The sequence below is a fragment of the Streptomyces sp. NPDC057002 genome (assembly GCF_042673825.1).
GTDB lineage: Bacteria > Actinomycetota > Actinomycetes > Streptomycetales > Streptomycetaceae > Streptomyces.
The window spans coordinates 1-18,469 of record NZ_JBHURZ010000013.1; the positions used below are offsets into that span (position 1 = coordinate 1).

The window sequence follows — 18,469 nt, forward strand, 5'->3', positions numbered from 1 at the left end:
GGGCGCTGGCCACGGGCGCCAGCCCCGCCTAGCTGCGGGCAATCGTGCCGCTAAGGGCGGCACGGGTGGGCGCAGCGGCACCCCGTTCCGCCGGGCTGCGGACCCACCCGGCACCAGCTCGAACGCTGAGTGCCTGGAAACCCTCGCTTGACCTCAAGCTTGGTTGAGATTGAAAGGTGGTGTGCACGCATTCGGCGAACCGTGACTGGAGTGTGCAATGAGCCGTCGGACCGAGCAGCACCCCGATCTCACCGACCCGCGTATCGGTGCTCCCCTCTTCAGTACCTGGCGTGTGGGGACGCCCGAGCGGCAGGTTCGGACTGTGGAGGCGATCGGGAGTACGTGGGAGCGGCGGCCCTGGCCCGCTGATGGGCTGCTGGGGTATCACGTGTACGCCGGGCATGACGGGTCCACGCTGATGCACCACTCGCAGTGGAGCGGTGAGCATGCCTTCGAGGCGTTTGTGAAGACCCATCGGCAGGAGCGGGTCGACGAGATCGACACAGCCGTGCCGGGAATCGAGCGCGTGGGGCTCGGGAGGTACCGGCGGTATCGCAGCCTGGAGAGGGCCGTCGGGGACGTGCGGGTGCCGGGGTTGATCGTCACCGTGCGGATCGACTTCGAGGACGGTGCAGGTGCCGGGGCGGGGCCGGAGGAGTGGGTCGACCTGGTGGTGAAGGAGGGGCACGCCGGGCTGATCTCCGCTCACTTCCATCTGAGTACCGATGGCGGGCATGTGCTGAATTACGCCGAGTGGGAGAGCGACCAGGCCTATGACGATGCCTTGGCTGTGTCAGGGAGTGATGGGGCGACGAGCGGGAGCCGGTATCGGCATGCTCTGGGGCTTGTGCCGGGGTGAGTGAGATGGGGTGGGCCGGCTGAAGCGGTTGTTCAGCCGGCCCTTGTGGGTTACGGGCGGAAGCGCAGGACCTGGGGGTCGTGGTCGCTGATCTGGTCGTTGAACTCCGCGTTGATGTGCACGCTGTCGTACTCGAAGTCGCAGTCGCGGCGGATCGACGGGCTGATCAGGATCTGGTCGAGGACCTGGCTGTTGCCCTGGTAGACGTACGAGTAACGCTCGTTGCGAGGGAGCGACTTGACCGCCGACCAGAGTTCGCCGCGGCCCTCCAGGAGCTTCGCGGTCTTCGAGAACTCGAAGTCGTTGATGTCGCCCAGCGTGATGACGTCCGCGCTCTTCTGGGTGTCGAGGATGTCCTTGACGAACCCGTTCACCAGCGTGGCCTGCTGGTGGCGCTGGGTCTCGGAGCTGCGGGACGGCGGCTGGTACTGGGAGGTCAGGCCCTGGTCGCCGCCCTTGGAGTTGAAGTGGTTGGCGATCACGAAGACCGTGCGGCCGCGGAAGGCGAACTCGCCCGCCAGCGGCTTGCGGCTGTTCTTCCAGGCCTCGTCGGCGGGGGCGATGCGGCCGGGGCTGAGCGTGAGCTGCGCCTTGCCGCGGATCTTCGTCACATCGGTGGCCGTCGTGGCGTCGCCGCCCGCGCGGTCGGTGAAGGAGACCCGCTCCGGGTTGAACAGGAACGCCTGGCGGATGTTGCCGCCCGGCTCGCCGCCGTCGGCGCCGTTGACCGGGTCGATCGAGCGCCAGTCGTACTTCGGGCCGCCGGCCGCGACGATCGCGTCGATCAGCTTGGTCAGGGTCTGGTCGGCGGCGACCGTGCCGTCGTTCGTGGCGCCGTTGTTGTCCTGGATCTCCTCCAGGGACACGATGTCCGGCGACTTCAGGTTGTTCACGATCGCGGCGGCGTGTTCGGCGAAGGTGCCGTCGGACGGGTCGAGGTTCTCGACGTTGTACGTCGCGACCGACAGTTCGCCGCCGCGCTGCTTGCGGGTCGTCTCGCGCTTCAGGTCGCTGGTCTTGAGCGTGCCGAGTTCGCTCGCGACCAGGGTGTAGCCGCCGAACTGGTTGTAGTCGAGCGGGCCCGCCGTCGTGCCGGTGAGGGTGTCGCCCACGTTCGCCTTCGGGAAGTCGGCCGTCGATCCGAGGGACTGGATCTGGAGGCGGCCGGCGTTCTGGGCGTCGTAGGAGCCGTAGACCGTGCCGCCGTTGCGGTTGCGGTTCTCGTGCGGCTTCACCGTCACCCAGAGTTCGGTGTACGGGTCGGTGGCGCCCACGACACGGGTGTCGGAGACGCTGACGGTCATGCCCTCCAGCGCCTCGTAGTGGTCCAGGGCGTACTTCGAGGGCTTGAGGGGCAGGGCGTTGATCGAGCCGTTCGCCGCGGTGTCGCCGGCCGGCGCGTAGGTGGCGGGGACCGACCGTGAGGTGATGGTGGTGGCGGCGGGGAGCTTGTTGCCGCTGGAGAGGACCGTGAACGTCGGCTTGGTGATCTCCGTCAGCGACTGGTTGCCGGAGGCGGTGCCACCGGGGACGTACTCCGAGACCGTGCCGCTGACCGTGACGGAGTCACCGACGGCGACCCCCTTCGGCGTCGAGCTGGTGAAGACGAAGACGCCTTCGCTGGTCGCCGGGTCGGCGTCCGGGTTCGGGTCCTGGATCCAGAAGCCGCGGGAGGAACCGTACGTCCGGATGCCGGTGACGATTCCGGCCACGTCCGTGACCTGCTTCCCGGCGTACGGGGAGGTCCGGGTGCTGCCCTGGACGTCGTGGACGCGGACCGAGTCCGCGTGCGCGGGGGTGGTGAGGACGATCGTGGATGCCGCGGAGCACACGGCGGCGACGGTGAGCGCGGCGAGACGCGCGGACGACTTGCTCGGCAACGGGATTCCCTCCGGGGACATGACAGGTGCCGGGACGAGGGTGGTGCGTGGACTGGCTGCCGCTACCTGTGGGGCGGGCGGTGTGACGCGCGTAGCGGGCGGTGGACGGGGGCGGGTGGGGCCGGCCCGGTGAACAACTGTCCGCCGACTTCTACGCGCGTCAATCTCCAGCCTGGTCACGTCACTTGTCAAGGTTTCGGCCATGTACGGCGGCTGACGGTGAGATGAAGTGGGCGGCATGGGTGGAAATCCGTCTAGGCTGAGCGGCTGAGTCGTATGAGGCGCCCTAGGAGAATCAGCCGATGTCAGACAGCTCCCCCCTGCCGCCGGTGCGGCTGCACTCCGAAGCGGAGCTGGCACGTGCCGCACTGTCCACGCCGTTGCTGTCCCGGGCCGCCCGGCTCGCCCGCTGGGCCGGGCCGGACACCCGCGTCGACGCCGGGGGAGGGCTCGTCGACGAGCAGCTTCCCGCGGCGGCCGAGACGCTGGGGCTGAGCGGGGACGATGCCGCCGCCGACGCCAGTGAGGCGTGGCGGGTGGCCGTGGATGCCGGGCTCGTCGAGGTCGTCGACGAGGAGGAGGGCACCGTCCGGGCGGGCGAGGACCTGGCCCTGCTCACCGGTGGCTCGCCGCAGGACGTGCTCGCCCTGTGGCTCGCGGCCCTGGAGACGGTGCTCGCCGACGCGAGCGTGCCCGACCTGGAGGGGCTCGCGGATCTCGTCGACGAGAACGACGAGCTCGACCTCTCCTCCGTCGACTGGGATCCCGAGGCCGAGGCCGAGTTCCTCGACGGAGTGCTCGGCAACCTCTATCTGCTGACCGTCGGCGAGGACACGCCCGGCGAGGCGCCGGTGCCGCTGCCCGCGCTGGCCGCGTCGGTGATCGTGCCCAGCGACATGGGCGAGCCCACCAACGACGTCCTGGAGCAGGTGTCCGACGCGATGATGCGGCTGGACGACCAGTTCCGGATGCTGGAGCCGGTGGGGTTCATGGAGTACCAGCCGGTGGACGAGGCGCTCATGGCCGACGCCGACGAGGAGCCCGCGGCGCCCGTCGACGACACCGACGTCTCCCGGTACGGCATGGTCCGGCTCACCCCGCTCGGGCTGTACGGGATGCGTGCCCGGCTGCTGGAGGCCGGGTTCGAGGCACCGGCGGTCGGGGACCTCGCGGACAAGGGGGCCGACGCGCTGCTCGACGGCACGGCGGCGTTCCCGCCGGCCGCGGCGCAGGCCGAGACCGAGCAGTGGCTGGCCCGCCGTGACTCCCTCGCCTCCGCGCGGGAGCTGCTGGCGGCGGCCCGTGGCGCGGACGCCGGTGCGCCCCTGCGGCGGCTGCGGTGTCAGCAGGCCCTCTCCCTGGTGGGCGTCTCGGCCGAGCCGGCGCTGCGGGAGGTGCTCGACGATGCCGAGCTGGGCGGGCTCGCGCGGGTGTGGCTGACCGAGCACGGGGCGGCGGATGTGCCCGCGCCGTCCGAGGCGATGGTCTACTGGCTGACCATCGACACGGTGGCCGCGCAGCTTGCCGCCGAAGGGAACTCCGAGGAGTTGCGGGCGCTGGTTCAGGGGCTTGCCCAGCAGCACAGTGGGTTCTTCGCGGCTGTGTGGCGGGTGGATCATCCTGCTGTGGCTGATGTGCTGGAGGCGATGGGGCGGTTGCATCCGGACAAGAAGGTCGCCAAGGAGGCTCGGAAGGCTGCGTTCAAGGCGCGGTCGCAACAGAGTGGTTGACCTTGCCTTTGCGGGTGCGGCGCCGTCTTGGCTTATCGCGCAGTTCCCCGCGCCCCTGGGGTGTTGTTCAACCGGCGTTCATGGCTGAACGGCACGGTGTCGCCCGAACGAGGTCCGCCACCCTCCACGGCATACTCACCGTCACAGGAGACACCATGTCGCTCACCCGCAGGGACTTCGCCAGAACCTCCGCGATCACCGGTGCCGGTGTCGCGCTGGCGGGCAGTGTCGGCGCCCTCGCCACCGCACCGAACGCCCTCGCGTCCTACGACACCGACACCGACACCGACAGCGCGGGGGACGCGTCCGCGGACGCCCGGCACGGAGTCGGCTACGGGGCGCTGGTCGCGGACCCCAAGGGCATCCTCGCCCTGCCCGCCGGCTTCACGTACCGGATCCTCACCTACAGCGGCAGGACGAAGCTGGAGTCCGGTGAGTTCACGCCGTCCAACCACGACGGCACCGCCACCTTCGACGGTCCCCGCGGCACCACCCTGCTCGTCAACAACCACGAGCTGAAGGGCCCGCGCGCCAACTGGGAGCACCCGGTGCCGCTCACCGAGGGCCTCGTCTACGACCCGGCCGCCGCCGGTGGCTGCACCGTCGTCGAGGTGCGCCCCGACGGACGGGTCGCCGAGTGGGTCGGCATCGCAGGCACCTCCACCAACTGCGCCGGCGGCAGCACCCCCTGGGGCACCTGGCTCACCTGCGAGGAGAACTCCGACAAGGCCGGCGTCAACGGCATGACCAAGGACCACGGTTATGTGTTCGAGGTCGATCCGTGCGACCGGCGCGCCAACCGCAGCCCCAAGCCGCTGAAGTTCTTCGGCCGCTACGACCACGAGGCCGTCGTCATCGACCCCAGGCGCGGCCACGCCTACCTCACCGAGGACGCCTCCGGCCCCAACGGTCTCTTCTTCCGCTGGACCCCGCCCAAGGGCTTCGAGTACGGCCCCGGGAAGTTCCGCAAGCTCGCCGACGACGCCGGTGTCCTCCAGGCGCCCAAGTGCTTCGACTCCGGCGGCAAGTTCGTCGACGACCTGTCCCGCGCCACGAAGATCGGCACCGTGTACGGCGTCGACTGGCTGGACGTACCGGACCGCGACGCCCGCACCACCCCCGTGCGCAAGCAGTTCAAGGACGACCAGGTCACCCGCGCCCGCAAGCTGGAGGGCATGTGGTGGGGCGACGGCGGGGCCTACATCGTCTCCTCGTACGCCCGTGAGGAGAGCCCCGTCCAGCACGACGGGCAGGTCTGGTTCTACGACCCCAAGCGCCGGACGCTGACGCTGAAGGTCCTGCTCGGCGTGAACCCCGACCCCTCCAAGGACGGCGCCTTCGACGGCCCGGACAACATCACCGTCTCCCCGTACGGCGGCATCGTCCTCGCCGAGGACGGCGAGGGCGTCTCGCACCTCTTCGGTGCCACCGAGAGCGGCCGTACGTACCCGATCGCCCGCAACGACCTGAACATCGGCACCGAAGAGGAGCCCGAGTACAGCGAGTTCGCCGGCGTCACCTTCTCGCCCGACGGCCGGACGCTGTACGCCAACATTCAGACCCCGGGCATTCTGCTCGCCATCACCGGCCCCTGGAAGCGCCAGAAGCGGTAATTAATTCGGTCGCAAGGCCCGCGCTGCGCCTCCTACAGTGAGATCACAACGTCACGCACCTCCCGGTGCGATGGCAGCGGCTACTTCTCTTCCAAAGAATCCGACGCCGCCGCCGACTTGATCTCGGGAGGCGCAGCATGTGGTGGGTGCCCGGTGCGCAGGCAACGGTTACTTCCTGGGATCGGAGGGTTGCGGGTTCGAGTCCCGCCGACGACTTCGGGTCGCCGTAGCTCAATGGGTAGAGCATCTGAATAAGTCCGTCGCCGACTTCGGTTCTCGGGCACCCACCTCTTTTCTCGCATGCAGCGTCTCCCCCGGAAATAGATAAGCAAGAACGAATTCGGGGGAATTCATCATGGCGCGATTCAACTCCAAGGCAGCCCGCGCGCGTCCCGTCTCGCGCGTCACGTCCACCGGGCGTGTGCTGCGCACCTACGAGGGCGGCCGAGGCCGGGAGCGGGATGCCCGCTCCGAGCTCTTCCTGCTCGCCGTCTCGAACTTCGTCTCCCAGCAGACCTTCTACGAGTCCGGCGCCGACCGCGACGACCGCTTCGCCAAGCTCGTGCGCCAACTCGCCGTCACCGACCCGGCCTGGACGGCCGGCCTGCTCGGCTGGCTGCGCGGCGAGGGCAACCTGCGCACGGCCTCCGTCGTCGGCGCCGCCGAGTACGTCAAGGCCCGCCTGGACGCGGGCGCGACCGACGGCCCGTCCAACCGGCAGGTCGTCGCCTCGGTGCTCCAGCGGCCCGACGAGCCCGGCGAACTGCTCGCGTACTGGACCGCGATGTACGGGCGGAACGTGCCGAAGCCGGTCAAGCGTGGGGTCGCCGACGCCGTGCGCCGCCTGTACCACGGCAAGGCGCTGCTGAAGTACGACACCGCCTCCAAGGGCTACCGCTTCGGCGACATCCTCAACCTCGTGCACGCGGCCCCGGACCCGGACAAGCCGTGGCAGGGCGAGCTGTTCCGCTACGCCCTCGACCGGCGGCACAACCCCGACACCGCGGTACCGCCCGCGGCGGACCGTGTCCTCGGCGCGCACCGCGAGCTGATGGCGCTGCCGGTCGAGGAGCGGCGGGCGGTCGTGACCGCCGAGGGCGGTGCCGAGCGGCTGGCCGCCGCCGGAATGACCTGGGAGACGCTGGCGGGCTGGCTCCAGGGGCCGATGGACAAGGCGGCCTGGGAGGCCGTGATTCCGTCCATGGGCACCATGGCGCTCGTGCGCAACCTGCGGAACTTCGACGAGGCCGGGGTGTCCGACGAGGTCGCCGAGCGGGTCGCCGCGCGGATCAGCGACCCGGCGGAGGTCGCGCGCTCGCGGCAGTTCCCCTTCCGGTACCTCGCCGCGTACCAGCACGCGCCGTCGCTGCGCTGGTCGTACGCGCTGGAGCGGGCCCTCGGTCACTCGCTGGCCAACGTGCCCGCGCTGCCCGGCCGGACGCTGGTGCTCGTGGACCGCTCGGGCTCGATGTTCTGGTCCCGGCTGTCCGACCGCTCGGAGCTCAACCGCGCCGACGCGGCGGCGGTCTTCGGTACGGCGCTCGCGCTGCGGGCACAGCGCGCGGACCTGGTCGAGTTCGGCTCGACGAGCGACCGCGTGCGGTTCCGCGAGGGCGAGTCGGTGCTGAAGATCCTGGACCGCTTCGGCGACCTGGGCGGCACCGACACGACGGAGGCGGTGCGCCGGCACTACCGGAAGCACGACCGGGTGCTGATCGTCACCGACGAGCAGTACACGCATCACCGCATGGGTGACCCGACCGAGCAGATCCCGGCCGATGTGCCGGTCTACACCTGGAACCTCGCCGGATACCGGGCGGGCCACGGCCCGTCGGGGAAGGGCAACCGGCACACGTTCGGGGGGCTCTCGGACGCGGGCTTCCGCATGGTTCCGCTGATCGAGGCCTCCCGGGACGCCGACTGGCCCTGGGCGGCCTGAGAGGCCGTGGCCCGCACCGCGAGGGGAGTGCGGGCCACGGTCTTGTCCGGGCTGCGCTCTCGCCCCTGCCTCTTGTGTGCGGTGGTGGCTGACATCTAACATTTCAGTTCATGGAGGCCATCAGGCCGGTGTCCCGGACCCTGCTCAGGGACCGGGCGTACGCGGCGATCAGGGACGCCATCGTGGCCGGGGAGATCGAACCCGGTGCGGTGGTGCGGGACGCCGAGCTCGCGGAGCGGCTCGGGCTGTCCCGGGCGCCGGTGCGGGACGCGTTCTCCCGGCTGGTGGACGAGGGGCTGCTGGAGAGCAAGCCGCAGAGCTACACACGGGTGACGCCGCTCGTGGCCTCCGACGTGCGGGACGCCGCCGCCGTGGTCGGCGCCATGCACGAGCTGGTGACGCGGGTCGCCGTGCCCCGGCTGAAGGCCGCGGACATCGAGGCGATGCGCGCCGCCAACGAGCGGTTCGCCGCCGCCGTCGGCTCCGGAGACGTGGACGCGGCCCTGCGTGCCGACGACGCGCTGCACGAGGTCCTCGTCCGGGTGAGCGGCAATCGCGCGGCCGCCGCGACCGTCGCCCGCTACACCCCGCTCATCCGGCGCCTGGAGCGACGGCGCTTCGGCCAGGGCGGCAGCTGCCGTTCGGCCGGGCTGCACGAGCGGCTGATCGGGGCCTGTGCGGCCGGTGACGTGGCCGAGGCGGTCCGCGTCACGGCGGAGATCTGGCGGGGCCTGGAAGAACTCGCCGACTGAGACCGACCCCCGAACCCGGGAGGACCCATGCCCCTTTCCTCGTACGAGCGGTACCCCCTGCTCTTCGGGCCCTCGCCCGTCCACCGCCTGGAGCGGCTGACCGAGCACCTCGGGGGCGCCTCCCTCTGGGCCAAGCGCGAGGACTGCAACTCCGGTGTCGCGTACGGCGGGAACAAGACCCGCAAGCTGGAGTACCTGGTCGCCGACGCGCTCGCCCAGGGCTGTGACACGCTCGTGTCGATCGGCGGGGTGCAGTCCAACCACACCCGCCAGGTCGCCGCCGTCGCCGCCCGGGCCGGACTCAAGTGCGTGCTCGTCCAGGAGAGCTGGGTGGACTGGCCCGACGCCGTGTACGACAAGGTCGGCAACATCCTGATCAGCCGGCTCGCCGGGGCCGATGTGCGGCTGGTGAAGGCCGGGTTCGGGATCGGGTTCAAGGAGAGCTGGGAGCAGGCGCTCAGGGAGGTCGAGGAGGGCGGCGGGAAGCCGTACGCCATCCCGGCCGGTGCCTCCGATCATCCGCTGGGCGGCCTCGGCTTCGCCGCCTGGGCCCATGAAGTGGTGCGGCAGGAGCGGGAGCTGGGCGTCTTCTTCGACACCGTGGTCGTGTGCTCGGTGACCGGATCGACGCAGGCCGGCATGGTCGCGGGGTTCGCCGCGCTGGAGGAGGCGGGCGGGCGGCCCCGGCGCGTGCTCGGCATCGACGCCTCGGCCAAGCCGGCCGCCACCCGTACGCAGATCGCCCGGATCGCCCATAACACCGGGCAACTCATCGGTCTCAAGCGCGAGGTGACCGAGTCCGACGTCGAACTCGACGAGCGGTACCACGCGGGCACGTACGGCGTCCCCGACGAGACCACCCTGGCGGCGATGCGGCTCGCCGCCCGCACGGAGGGCATGGTCACCGACCCCGTCTACGAGGGGAAGTCCATGGCCGGAATGATCGACCTGGTCTCCAACGGCGAGATCGGCCGCGACTCCACCGTCCTCTACGCCCACCTCGGCGGGCAGCCGGCACTGAACGCGTACAGCGCGCTGTTCTGAGGGGCCCTTTCGGGCCGGGGCGGCGCCGGGTGGCAGTTGCCCGGCCTCGCGGGCGGGGCGGCGCCGGGTGGCGGTCGCCGTTTGCGGCGGATCCGGCCGGGCTCGGAGGGTCGGCTCGGGCTCAGTGGATCGGCTGGACTCGGAGGGTCGGCTGGACCCAGGGGTCCGGCCGGGCAGGCGACCCGACTTGGTGATCCGGCTCGGCGGCCTGGCTCGGCCGGGCGATCCGGCGGGCTTGGCGCCGCTGTTCGGCTATGCGGCCTGGCCCGACGGCCCGGCCCAGCTCGGCCGGGCAGCTAGCTCTGGCTCGGCAGTCCGGCCCGAGGCGGTGATCCGGTCCGGCCGCTGCTCACGCTCGCGCCGCGGTGGAGAGGCGGGCTGCGGCGGCGCGGGGTGCCGCCCAGGCTCGCCGAGGCGCTGGCCGCCGCTGCCGCCGCACAGGCTCTGTGCGCGCCCGAGGTCACTGTGGTCATCCGGTCCGGCTTGCCCTGCGATCCGGCTGCGCCTGCACTCGGTCAGGCCTGGTCGTCCCTCGGCCCGATGGCCTGCCTGGCCCGGCGGCCCGGCGGCCCGGCCCGGCTCCCCCTGGATCGGCAGTCCGATCCGAGCATGCGGCCTTCACGAGGTCGAGGTGGACGGCCCCGTCTCCGTCACGGCGACAGCTGGCCGCCGCCGGAGCGGAGGTCGTCGCCGAGCCGACATGCACCCCCTGGGAGTCCCTGAACTCCCGGCTGGAAGCCCCCGGCGCCCTGCGGCTGACGCTGTTCAGCGGGCTCGGTGACCGAGCGGCCCGCCCCGCTGCCCCTGCCGGGCGGTGTCCGGCGCCGGATAAGGTGCTCAGCGTGTGGACCGACAGACAACGGGTGGAGCCGGGTGACGAGCGGCCCGACGGTGCCCGGCGCCGGGCCACGATCCATGACGTCGCACGCCTGGCCGGGGTGTCACGCCAGACGGTCTCCCGGGCGGTCAACGACAAGGGCGAGATCGACCCGGGCACCAAGGAACGGGTGCTGGAGGCGGCGCGGCTCCTGGACTACCGGCCCAGCCGGTTCGCGCGCGGACTCGTCCAGAAGGGCGCGGTGACGGCGGGCCTGGTCATCCCGGACCTGCGCAACCCGTTCTTCCCCGAGGTGGCCGCCGGGGTGCTGGAGGCGGCCGAGCAGCGCGGCTGGCAGGTCGTCGTCTGGGACTCCCGGATCGACGAGGCCAGGGAGCGGCAGGCGCTCGACGTGCTCTCCCACCAGACGGACGCGGTCGTGGGCTACTTCAAGGATTCGGACGAGGTGCTCACCCGGCACCTCGGGGGCGTGCCGCTGGTGCTCCTGGAGCGCGGCCCGCAGCAGACCCGGTTCGCGGCCGTCGGCATCGACGCCTCCGCCGGTGTCGAGCAGGGCATCGCCCACCTGGTCGGGGCCGGGCACCGCCGGATCGGCATGCTCGACGGCGAGCGTGAATCCGGTGCCCGCAAGCAGGCCTTCCTCGAGCAGGTCCGGCGGCACGGTCTGCCCGTCGACGACAGCTGGATCGTGCTGTGTCCCGAGCACAGCGTGACGGGGGGCGAGGCCGGCATGGAGCGGCTGCTGGACGCACGGCCGGAGATCACCGCGGTCTTCGGCTTCAACGACCTGATCGCGGTCGGGGCGATGCGTACCGCCCGGCGCCGTGGCCGCGCGGTTCCGGACGATCTGGCCGTGCTGGGCTTCGACGGTCTCTCCCTGGGCGAGCTGGTGGACCCCGCCCTGACCACCCTGCACATCGACAAGCGGCAGCTGGGACGGCTGGCCGTGGAGCAGATGGCCCGGCTGTGCGCCGGTCAGGAGCCGCTGCGCGGCGCCGACGCGTGGGTGACACCCGAACTGGTCGTGCGCGAGTCCGCGTGACCTCCCGGGCCGTCGTGCCCGTCGGCAGATCTGCCGCGCAGTTCCCTTGACACCGGTTTTCGGCCGCCCCGATACTCAACGGCAACGCTCACGTGAACGTTCACGACCCCCCAGAAATCCCCATCGCGAGTCCGTCGGCCCGACTACCACGCGCCCGCCGACATCGTTGTCTTCGCTTCCTCATCCCAGAAGCGTCCCCCCATCCCCTGTGAGAACGGGCCCGCGGCAGCGCTGTCCCCCGGCCGCGGTACGCCCGGAAAGCGAGTGCGCGCCCATGGAACACCGAACGATGTCCCGCAGACGCCTTCTGGGGGCCTCCCTGGGGGGCGCGGGAGCGGGCCTGCTCGGACTGACCGGATGCGGGACCGCGGCGGGATCGGCCTCCGCCGGCACGGACCACCTCAGCCTCTGGTACTGGAAGGGCTCGCTCAGCGACAAGCTGCTCGCCACCGCCAGGCGCGGCGTCCCCGGCGTACCGGGGCTGCGGGTGAAGGGCTCCCAGATCCCGGACGGCGAGATCGACTCCAAGGTGCGCACCAGCCTCGCCGCCCGCGCCTACGTCCCCGACCTCACGGTCGTCAACAACGACAACCTGGCCACGTTCTTTCCCGACGAGAACGAGTTCCTCGACCTGCGCACGCTCGGCGCGGAGTCCGTCCGCGACCAGTACCTCGACTGGAAGTGGAAGGCCTGCTTCACCCCGACGGGCAGGATGATCGGCTTCCCGCTGGACGCCGGCCCCACCGCGCTCTACTACCGCAGGGACCTCTTCGAGAAGGCGGGACTGCCCCGCGAACCGGCGGATGTCGCCGAAGGGCTGCCCACCTGGGAGAAGTTCATCGCCGCCGGGCGGACACTGCGGGCGAAGGGGCCCGGCAAGCCCTACCTGGTGAGCAACATCGGCAACGTCTTCCAGCAGGTCCTGCTCCAGAGCCCCAAGCAGTTCGTGGACGCCGACAACCGCTTTATCGGCGACCAGGAGCACGTCCGGCGCGCCTGGGATCTCTCCGTGGAGATCCTCCGGCAGAAGCTCAGCGCCCGGATCACGGACGGTACGCCCGACTTCAACGCGGCCATGAGCGGAGGCCGGGTCGCCACCATGACCACGGCGGTGTGGGCCATCTACGGTCTGAAGGACACCGCCCCGAAGACCTCCGGGGCCTGGCGGCTGACCACGCTGCCCGACGGCCCCTGCAACTACGGCGGTTCCTACGTCACCCTGACCCGCTACTGCCGGGAACCGGAAGCGGCCTTCGCCTTCCTGAAGTGGCTGCTCAGCCCCGCGAACCAGCTCAAGAGCTACCAGGAGATGGCCCTGTTCCCCACCACTCCGGCCGCCTACGCCGACCCGGCGATGCACAAGCCCGACCCCTTCTTCGGCGGTCAGCAGCCCATCGACGTCTTCGGCCCGGCCGCCCAGAAGGCCCCGGTCGTCTACTTCAGCCCCTACGAGGAGACCGCCAACACCCCGTTCTTCCAGGAGCTGACCAATGTGGAGATGCTCGGCAAGAACCCCGACCGGGCGTGGCGGGACGCCGTGAACACGGCCGAGACCACGCTGTCCCGGGTGGGGGTGAGCTGACATGGCGACGGTTCTCGACCCGGCCGGTGCGCCGGCGGCCGACGAGCGGCGGCCTGCCGGCCGTACCAAGTCGACCACCCCGGGCGGACGCAGGCGTCACATCCCGCCCCTGCTGGCCATCTCCCCGTTCTACGTGCTGTTCGCCGTCTTCGGCGCCTTCCCGATCGTCTTCTCCGTCTATCTGTCCTTCCAGGACTGGGACGGCATCGGGGAGATGCGCTTCGTCGGGTTCCAGCAGTACGGCTGGCTGCTTCAGGACTCGGTGTTCTGGCACTCGGTGCTCAACACCTTCGAGATCTGGTTCCTGTCGACGGTGCCGATGCTGTTCCTGGCCCTGGTGCTGGCCTTCCTGCTGCATTCGCAGGTCCGCTTCACGGGTGCCTACCGGGTGGCGTACTTCATCCCCAACGTGACCTCGATGGTCGCCATGACCGTCGTCTTCGGCTCGGTCTTCGCCCAGGCGGGCCTCGCCAACGCGGTGCTGCGGGCGATCGGCGTGGACGGGATCGGCTGGCTGTCCTCGGAGTGGGGCATCAAGTCGTCCGTCTCCCTGATGATCATCTGGCGGTGGGTCGGCTACAACGCGCTGATCTTCCTGGCGGGCCTCCAGGCCATCCCCACCGAGCACTTCGAGGCCGCCCGCGTCGACGGCGCGAACAGCTGGCAGATCCTCTTCCGGGTCGTACTGCCGCAGCTGCGGCCCGTGGTGCTGTTCGCGGCCGTCACCTCCACCATCAACGGCTTGCAGATCTTCACCGAGTCCCAGGTGCTCTTCCAGTCGACCGATGTCGGAACCACGGGCGGTCCGGGACAGGAAGGGATGACCATCGTGCTCTATCTGTGGCAGAAGGCCTTCAAGGAGCACCAGTTCGGCTACGGCGCCGCGATGGGCTGGGTCCTCTTCGCGATCATCGCGATCTTCACCGTCATCAACTGGCGGCTGGTCGCCGGCTCGGACGACGACCGCCGTCCCGGCCTCGCCGGTCTGCTGCGCCGCAAGGGGGCTCGCCATGGCCGCTGACGACAGGACGACCGGCAGCGCGGGCCTGGCCATCGGCTCCGGCAGCAGGCTCAGCCGTATCGGAGCGCGGGCGACGCTGCTGTTCGGTGTGCTGGTCTCGCTGTTCCCCTTCTACTGGCTGGTGGTGCTGGCCTCCGGCACCACGCAGGACATCTTCCGCTACCCGCCCAAGCTGCTGCCGGGGCCGCATCTGCTGGACAACATGGGGCGGGTGCTCGACACCGTCGACTTCTTCGGCTCGCTGTTCAACACCGTCGTCGTCGCCGTGCTCGGAACCGTGCTGGTGCTGTTCTTCGACTCGCTGGCCGCGTTCGCCTTCGCCAAGTACGAGTTCCCGGCGAAGAAGTTCCTCTTCGGCATGCTGCTGGTGACGTACATGATCCCGGCGCAGCTCTCCCTGGTGCCGCAGTTCGTCACCATGGCCGAGTTCGGCTGGGCGGGCTCGCTGAAGGCGCTGATCATCCCCAGCGCGGCGAACGCGTTCGGCATCTTCTGGATGCGCCAGTACGCCCAGAACTCACTGCCGGACGAGCTGCTGGACGCGGGGCGGATCGACGGGGCGGGCTTCTTCCGCCTCTACTGGACGGTCGCCCTGCCACTGTTCCGCCCGGCCCTGGCCTTCCTCGGCATCTTCACCTTCATCGGCCTGTGGAACGACTACATCTGGCCCCTGGTGGTCATGATCGACCCGGACGAGGTCACCCTCCAGGTCGCCCTGGCGAATCTCAACGTCCTCTACAACACCGACTACTCCCTGGTGATGGCCGGCGCCTTGATGAGTGTCATCCCGCTGATCCTGGTGTTCCTGATCGGCGCGCGGCACTTCCTGCGGGACCTGGCGGCGGGGGCGATGAAGATGTGAAGTGCCGGTTGGCCAGGGGCTGTTGTCGAACCGTCGTCTCGCGGAGTGCAACCCTGGCCAAACCGTGGAGACCAAGGAGGACATCAAGGTCGCGCAGCAGACCCGGGCCCGCCTCAGGGGCGTCAGGGCAGCAGCGCCTCCGCTTGAACTACCACCCACCTGGAAGGAGGTCTGCGGCCGGTCGGCGATGTCCGGATGGATCAACTCCACCTCCATGAGCCGCTTCTCCTCGTTCCAGCAAGCTGCGGCTGCTCGACCAGGATCTGTACTTTGTCAGGACGCCGGGCTTCGGGAGGTGTGACGCGAGCAAGGCGATCGTGAAGTGCGACGGAGTCGTCCTCCGCCGCGCAGGAAGGAGGGGAAGTGAACGACGGAGTAGCGTGGCTGGCCCGCGAAAACCTCACCTGGCTGGGGTACTGCGTCACCCTGGCCCGGGGCATGGAGCCCGAGGAACTGGTGCGGCGTCTCAGCGGTGACGAGGCCCCCGAGGAACTCGGCGACCACGGAGCGGAGGAACTGGTCGGCTTCCTGGCCCGGCGCGACCGGGACCGCGGCCGGGGCGACAGTGTCGCGGTGCGGTACGGCACGAGCGGGGATCTGTCCTTCGCCGTGGCGTACGGGCAGTGGCCGGGCTCCGTGGGCCCCGGCTGCACCGATGGCCTGTCCGTGCGGGACGATCACGTGTTCCAGCTCTCCTACGAGACGCAGAACCCGAAGCTGCCGCCACCGGAGTTCAACTACTTCCGTGACGGCGTCCACGTATGCGGCTTCCAGATGTACATGCACACCTGGTCGCACGAGATCACCGGTCTTCGCCCGGAGCTGCTCAGCGACGCGGTTCAGGCCGTGGGCATCCCGGACGAGGACGACAGGGACGCGGCCCACGCCAAGTCCCTCGCCGTCGTGGAGCAGGCTTTCCGCCTGACTCTCCCTCGCGACCGGCTGCTGCACCAGGCCGTTCCCGCCGCTCTGATCAAGGGGCAGACACCGGCGTGACATGCCGGCGTTCTCAGCTCCGACTCCGATCTAAGGTACGGAGAGGGTTCGAGCGGGTTCGATCGGGTTCCCCGGTTCGTGAGGAGTGGCTGCGTGGCGCAGGTCAGGCCCATGCGGGCGGATGCCCGGCGTAACTACGAGCGGTTGCTGGAGGCGGCCGTGGCGGCCTTCGGCGCGCATGGGGAGAGCGCGTCGCTCGACGACATCGCGAAGCGGGCCGGGGTGGGCTCCGGCACGCTGTACCGGCACTTCCCGACCCGGCACGCGCTGCTGGAGGCCGTGTACCTGGACCGTATCGAGGCGATCGCGGCCCGGGCGGATGTGCTGGCGGCCGAGCTGGCGCCGGGTGAGGCGCTGGTGGAGTGGCTGTACGAACTGGGCGCCGGGCTGATCGAGGTGCGCGGCCTCAAGGCGCTGCTGGGCCCGGCCGTCACGGACACGGGTTCCCCTGTGGGGACGGCCTGCGGCGACTCGGTGAAGGGCGCGGCGGGGCGGCTGGTCCGGGCGGCGCGGGAGACAGGCACGCTGCGGGGGGATGTCGAGCCGGTCGATGTCCTGCGGCTGGTCCATGGTGTCGCCGCGGCGGCGGAACTGGCGGAAGCGGAGTGTGCGTATGTGCGGCGCTATCTGATGCTGTTGGTGGAGGGGTTGCGGCCGAGGGGTGTGTGAGTGGCCTTGCCGGTCGGTGGTCCCGGGCGCCGTAGGGGTGCGGGAGCTTTGCCGGGTGCGGGAAGTCTGTGGCTTGTCGCGCGGTTCCCCGCGCCCCTGAGGGCGCGGGGGAGAAGGTTGGTTACAGGGCCTGGGCTGCCGGCTTGACCATGCCCCTGACCGTGCGGGACTTCACGAAGTCGCCCATCGCCGTCATGTCCCACTCGCCGGAGAACTGGCGGATCAGCTTGGCCATCATCACGCCGGTCTGCGGCTCGGCGCTGGTGAGGTCGAAGCGGACCAGCTCCTCGCCCGTCGTGCCGTCCAGGAGGCGGCAGTAGGCCTTGGCGACCTCCGTGAACTTCTGGCCGGAGAAGGAGTTGACCGTGAAGACCAGGCCGGTGACCTCCTGCGGCAGCCGGCCGAGGTCGACCATGATCACCTCGTCGTCACCGCCGCCCTCCCCCGTGAGGTTGTCGCCGGAGTGCTTGATCGCGCCGCCCACGATCTGGAGCTTGCCGAAGTAGCAGCTGTCGATGTGGTTGCGCTGCGGCCCGTAGGCGATGACCGAGGCGTCGAGGTCGATGTCCTTGCCGCGGTACGCCGGCTCCCAGCCGAGGCCCATCTTGACCTGGGAGAGCAGGGGGCGGCCGCCCTTGACGAGGGAGACGGTCTGGTTCTTCTGGAGGTTGATGCGGCCCTTGTCGAGGTTGATCTTCCCGGTGCCGGGCGCGGGCGGCGGGGGAGGCGTGGCCGGGGCCGGGGGTGCCGCGGGAGTGGTGACGGGCGGGGCCGGCGGGGCCACCGGCGGCTGCATGGGGGCAGGCGGCGGGGGAACCGGCTGGGCCGGGGCGGCCGGTTCCTCCACCGTCACACCGAAGTCCGTGGCGATGCCGGCGAGGCCGTTGGAGTATCCCTGGCCGACCGCGCGGGCCTTCCACTGGCCGTTGCGGAGATAGATCTCCACGATCACCAGGGCCGTCTCGCTGCCGAGCTGCGGAGGTGTGAAGGAGGCCAGGACGGAGCTGTCGTCCGCGTTGCGGATCGTGGCGGTCGGTTCGACGCCCTGGAAGGTCTGGCCCGCGGCATCCGGGCTGGCGGTGACGATGATCTTCTCGATGCCGGGGGGTACGGCCGCTGTGTCGACCGTGATCGCGTCGGGCGCGGTGCCGCCGCCGGAGCGGTACGTCACGCCCGGGCCCGACGGCTGGTTGTAGAAGATGAAGTCGTCGTCGGAGCGCACCTTGCCGTCGGCGGTGAGCAGCAGGCCCGATACGTCGAGCCGCACCGGGGCGGCGACGTCCACCGTCACGCGGGCGGCGGACAGGGGAATGTTCGAGCCGGGGGTCATAGCTGTCATGCCGGGTGAACGAGCGAGGCGGTTTTGCCGTTCCCTTACCTTGCGGCCAATCGGCTCAGCGGCGATTGCGGGGATGGTCGCGTGCGGTGCGTTCGTTGCCCCGCTTGTAGTTGCCGGTCCAGCGGGCCATGACGAGCTGGGGGTCGGAGGTCTCGACCTCGGTGAGGAACTGGGCGGCCCGGGTGCCGTTCAGGGTGGTGGCGGGGCGGCCGTGGTGGGTGATGCGGACGGTTCCGCCGCTGTGCTGCTCGTAGCTGAATCCCTGGGGTCGTGGCATGCCGTGAGGGTAGAGGGCGGGAGACA

15 protein-coding genes are annotated in these 18,469 nt (G+C 70.5%); 12 read left to right on the forward strand and 3 right to left on the reverse strand.

Translation table 11 applies throughout. The features are described from left to right. Positions 1-217 precede the first annotated feature (217 nt). Positions 218-859 carry a hypothetical protein gene (locus ACFT32_RS41785; protein WP_382499651.1) on the forward strand — a complete coding sequence of 214 codons (642 nt, stop codon included), beginning with the start codon at positions 218-220 and terminating at the stop codon, positions 857-859. Positions 860-909: 50 nt separating this feature from the next. Here the strand turns inward: ACFT32_RS41785 and ACFT32_RS41790 are convergent, their stop codons facing one another. Next, on the reverse strand, positions 910-2,739 hold the full coding sequence (locus ACFT32_RS41790; protein WP_382499653.1) for an endonuclease/exonuclease/phosphatase family protein: 1,830 nt from the start codon (positions 2,737-2,739) through the stop codon (positions 910-912). A 302-nt stretch (positions 2,740-3,041) separates the two neighbouring features. Here ACFT32_RS41790 and ACFT32_RS41795 point away from each other — a divergent pair, with 302 nt between their 5' ends. From ACFT32_RS41795 to ACFT32_RS41845, 11 genes are all read left to right on the forward strand, one after another. Beyond that, a complete protein-coding gene (locus tag ACFT32_RS41795) occupies positions 3,042-4,469 on the forward strand; it encodes a hypothetical protein (RefSeq protein ID WP_382499655.1) in 1,428 nt (475 codons plus the stop codon). Between the two features lie 155 nt (positions 4,470-4,624). Next, positions 4,625-6,082, forward strand: coding sequence for an alkaline phosphatase PhoX (locus tag ACFT32_RS41800; RefSeq protein ID WP_382499657.1), 1,458 nt, complete (start codon positions 4,625-4,627; stop codon positions 6,080-6,082). A gap of 355 nt (positions 6,083-6,437) precedes the next feature. Next, positions 6,438-8,021, forward strand: coding sequence for a TROVE domain-containing protein (locus ACFT32_RS41805; RefSeq protein ID WP_382499659.1), 1,584 nt, complete (start codon positions 6,438-6,440; stop codon positions 8,019-8,021). Between the two features lie 110 nt (positions 8,022-8,131). Then, positions 8,132-8,773 carry a GntR family transcriptional regulator gene (locus ACFT32_RS41810; RefSeq protein WP_382499660.1) on the forward strand — a complete coding sequence of 214 codons (642 nt, stop codon included), beginning with the start codon at positions 8,132-8,134 and terminating at the stop codon, positions 8,771-8,773. A 27-nt stretch (positions 8,774-8,800) separates the two neighbouring features. Then, positions 8,801-9,817, forward strand: a complete 1,017-nt coding sequence (locus ACFT32_RS41815; RefSeq protein WP_382499662.1) for a 1-aminocyclopropane-1-carboxylate deaminase — start codon at positions 8,801-8,803, stop codon at positions 9,815-9,817. Between the two features lie 842 nt (positions 9,818-10,659). After that, positions 10,660-11,697: a LacI family DNA-binding transcriptional regulator gene (locus tag ACFT32_RS41820; protein WP_382499664.1), complete on the forward strand. Its 1,038-nt coding sequence runs from the start codon at positions 10,660-10,662 to the stop codon at positions 11,695-11,697. Positions 11,698-11,986: 289 nt separating this feature from the next. Further along, positions 11,987-13,279, forward strand: coding sequence for an ABC transporter substrate-binding protein (locus ACFT32_RS41825; RefSeq protein WP_382499666.1), 1,293 nt, complete (start codon positions 11,987-11,989; stop codon positions 13,277-13,279). 1 nt (position 13,280) lies between these two features. Then, complete coding sequence (locus tag ACFT32_RS41830; protein WP_382499667.1) at positions 13,281-14,300, forward strand: carbohydrate ABC transporter permease; 1,020 nt, start codon at positions 13,281-13,283, stop codon at positions 14,298-14,300. Further along, positions 14,290-15,162 carry a carbohydrate ABC transporter permease gene (locus ACFT32_RS41835; protein WP_382499668.1) on the forward strand — a complete coding sequence of 291 codons (873 nt, stop codon included), beginning with the start codon at positions 14,290-14,292 and terminating at the stop codon, positions 15,160-15,162. The genes ACFT32_RS41830 and ACFT32_RS41835 overlap by 11 nt, the downstream gene beginning before the upstream one ends. Before the next feature lie 363 nt (positions 15,163-15,525). After that, the gene (locus tag ACFT32_RS41840; protein WP_382499670.1) at positions 15,526-16,158 is read left to right on the forward strand and encodes a DUF6461 domain-containing protein; all 633 of its coding nucleotides are present in this window, start codon (positions 15,526-15,528) and stop codon (positions 16,156-16,158) included. Positions 16,159-16,251: 93 nt separating this feature from the next. Continuing rightward, positions 16,252-16,827, forward strand: a complete 576-nt coding sequence (locus ACFT32_RS41845) for a TetR/AcrR family transcriptional regulator (RefSeq protein WP_382499672.1) — start codon at positions 16,252-16,254, stop codon at positions 16,825-16,827. A gap of 121 nt (positions 16,828-16,948) precedes the next feature. Here ACFT32_RS41845 and ACFT32_RS41850 read toward each other — a convergent pair whose 3' ends face one another. Both ACFT32_RS41850 and ACFT32_RS41855 read right to left on the reverse strand, forming a co-directional pair. Then, positions 16,949-18,157, reverse strand: coding sequence for a TerD family protein (locus ACFT32_RS41850; protein ID WP_382499924.1), 1,209 nt, complete (start codon positions 18,155-18,157; stop codon positions 16,949-16,951). A 64-nt stretch (positions 18,158-18,221) separates the two neighbouring features. Beyond that, the gene (locus tag ACFT32_RS41855) at positions 18,222-18,443 is read right to left on the reverse strand and encodes a hypothetical protein (protein WP_382499674.1); all 222 of its coding nucleotides are present in this window, start codon (positions 18,441-18,443) and stop codon (positions 18,222-18,224) included. Between the last annotated feature and the right edge of the window lie 26 nt (positions 18,444-18,469).

Coding starts and splice junctions, on each gene's coding strand:
- ACFT32_RS41785 (WP_382499651.1), top strand. CDS start 218: ATGAGCCGTCGGACCGAGCAGCACCCCGATCTCACCGACCCGCGTATC.
- ACFT32_RS41795 (WP_382499655.1), top strand. CDS start 3,042: ATGTCAGACAGCTCCCCCCTGCCGCCGGTGCGGCTGCACTCCGAAGCG.
- ACFT32_RS41800 (WP_382499657.1), top strand. CDS start 4,625: ATGTCGCTCACCCGCAGGGACTTCGCCAGAACCTCCGCGATCACCGGT.
- ACFT32_RS41805 (WP_382499659.1), top strand. CDS start 6,438: ATGGCGCGATTCAACTCCAAGGCAGCCCGCGCGCGTCCCGTCTCGCGC.
- ACFT32_RS41810 (WP_382499660.1), top strand. CDS start 8,132: ATGGAGGCCATCAGGCCGGTGTCCCGGACCCTGCTCAGGGACCGGGCG.
- ACFT32_RS41815 (WP_382499662.1), top strand. CDS start 8,801: ATGCCCCTTTCCTCGTACGAGCGGTACCCCCTGCTCTTCGGGCCCTCG.
- ACFT32_RS41825 (WP_382499666.1), top strand. CDS start 11,987: ATGTCCCGCAGACGCCTTCTGGGGGCCTCCCTGGGGGGCGCGGGAGCG.
- ACFT32_RS41830 (WP_382499667.1), top strand. CDS start 13,281: ATGGCGACGGTTCTCGACCCGGCCGGTGCGCCGGCGGCCGACGAGCGG.
- ACFT32_RS41835 (WP_382499668.1), top strand. CDS start 14,290: ATGGCCGCTGACGACAGGACGACCGGCAGCGCGGGCCTGGCCATCGGC.
- ACFT32_RS41850 (WP_382499924.1), bottom strand. CDS start 18,157: ATGACCCCCGGCTCGAACATTCCCCTGTCCGCCGCCCGCGTGACGGTG.
- ACFT32_RS41855 (WP_382499674.1), bottom strand. CDS start 18,443: ATGCCACGACCCCAGGGATTCAGCTACGAGCAGCACAGCGGCGGAACC.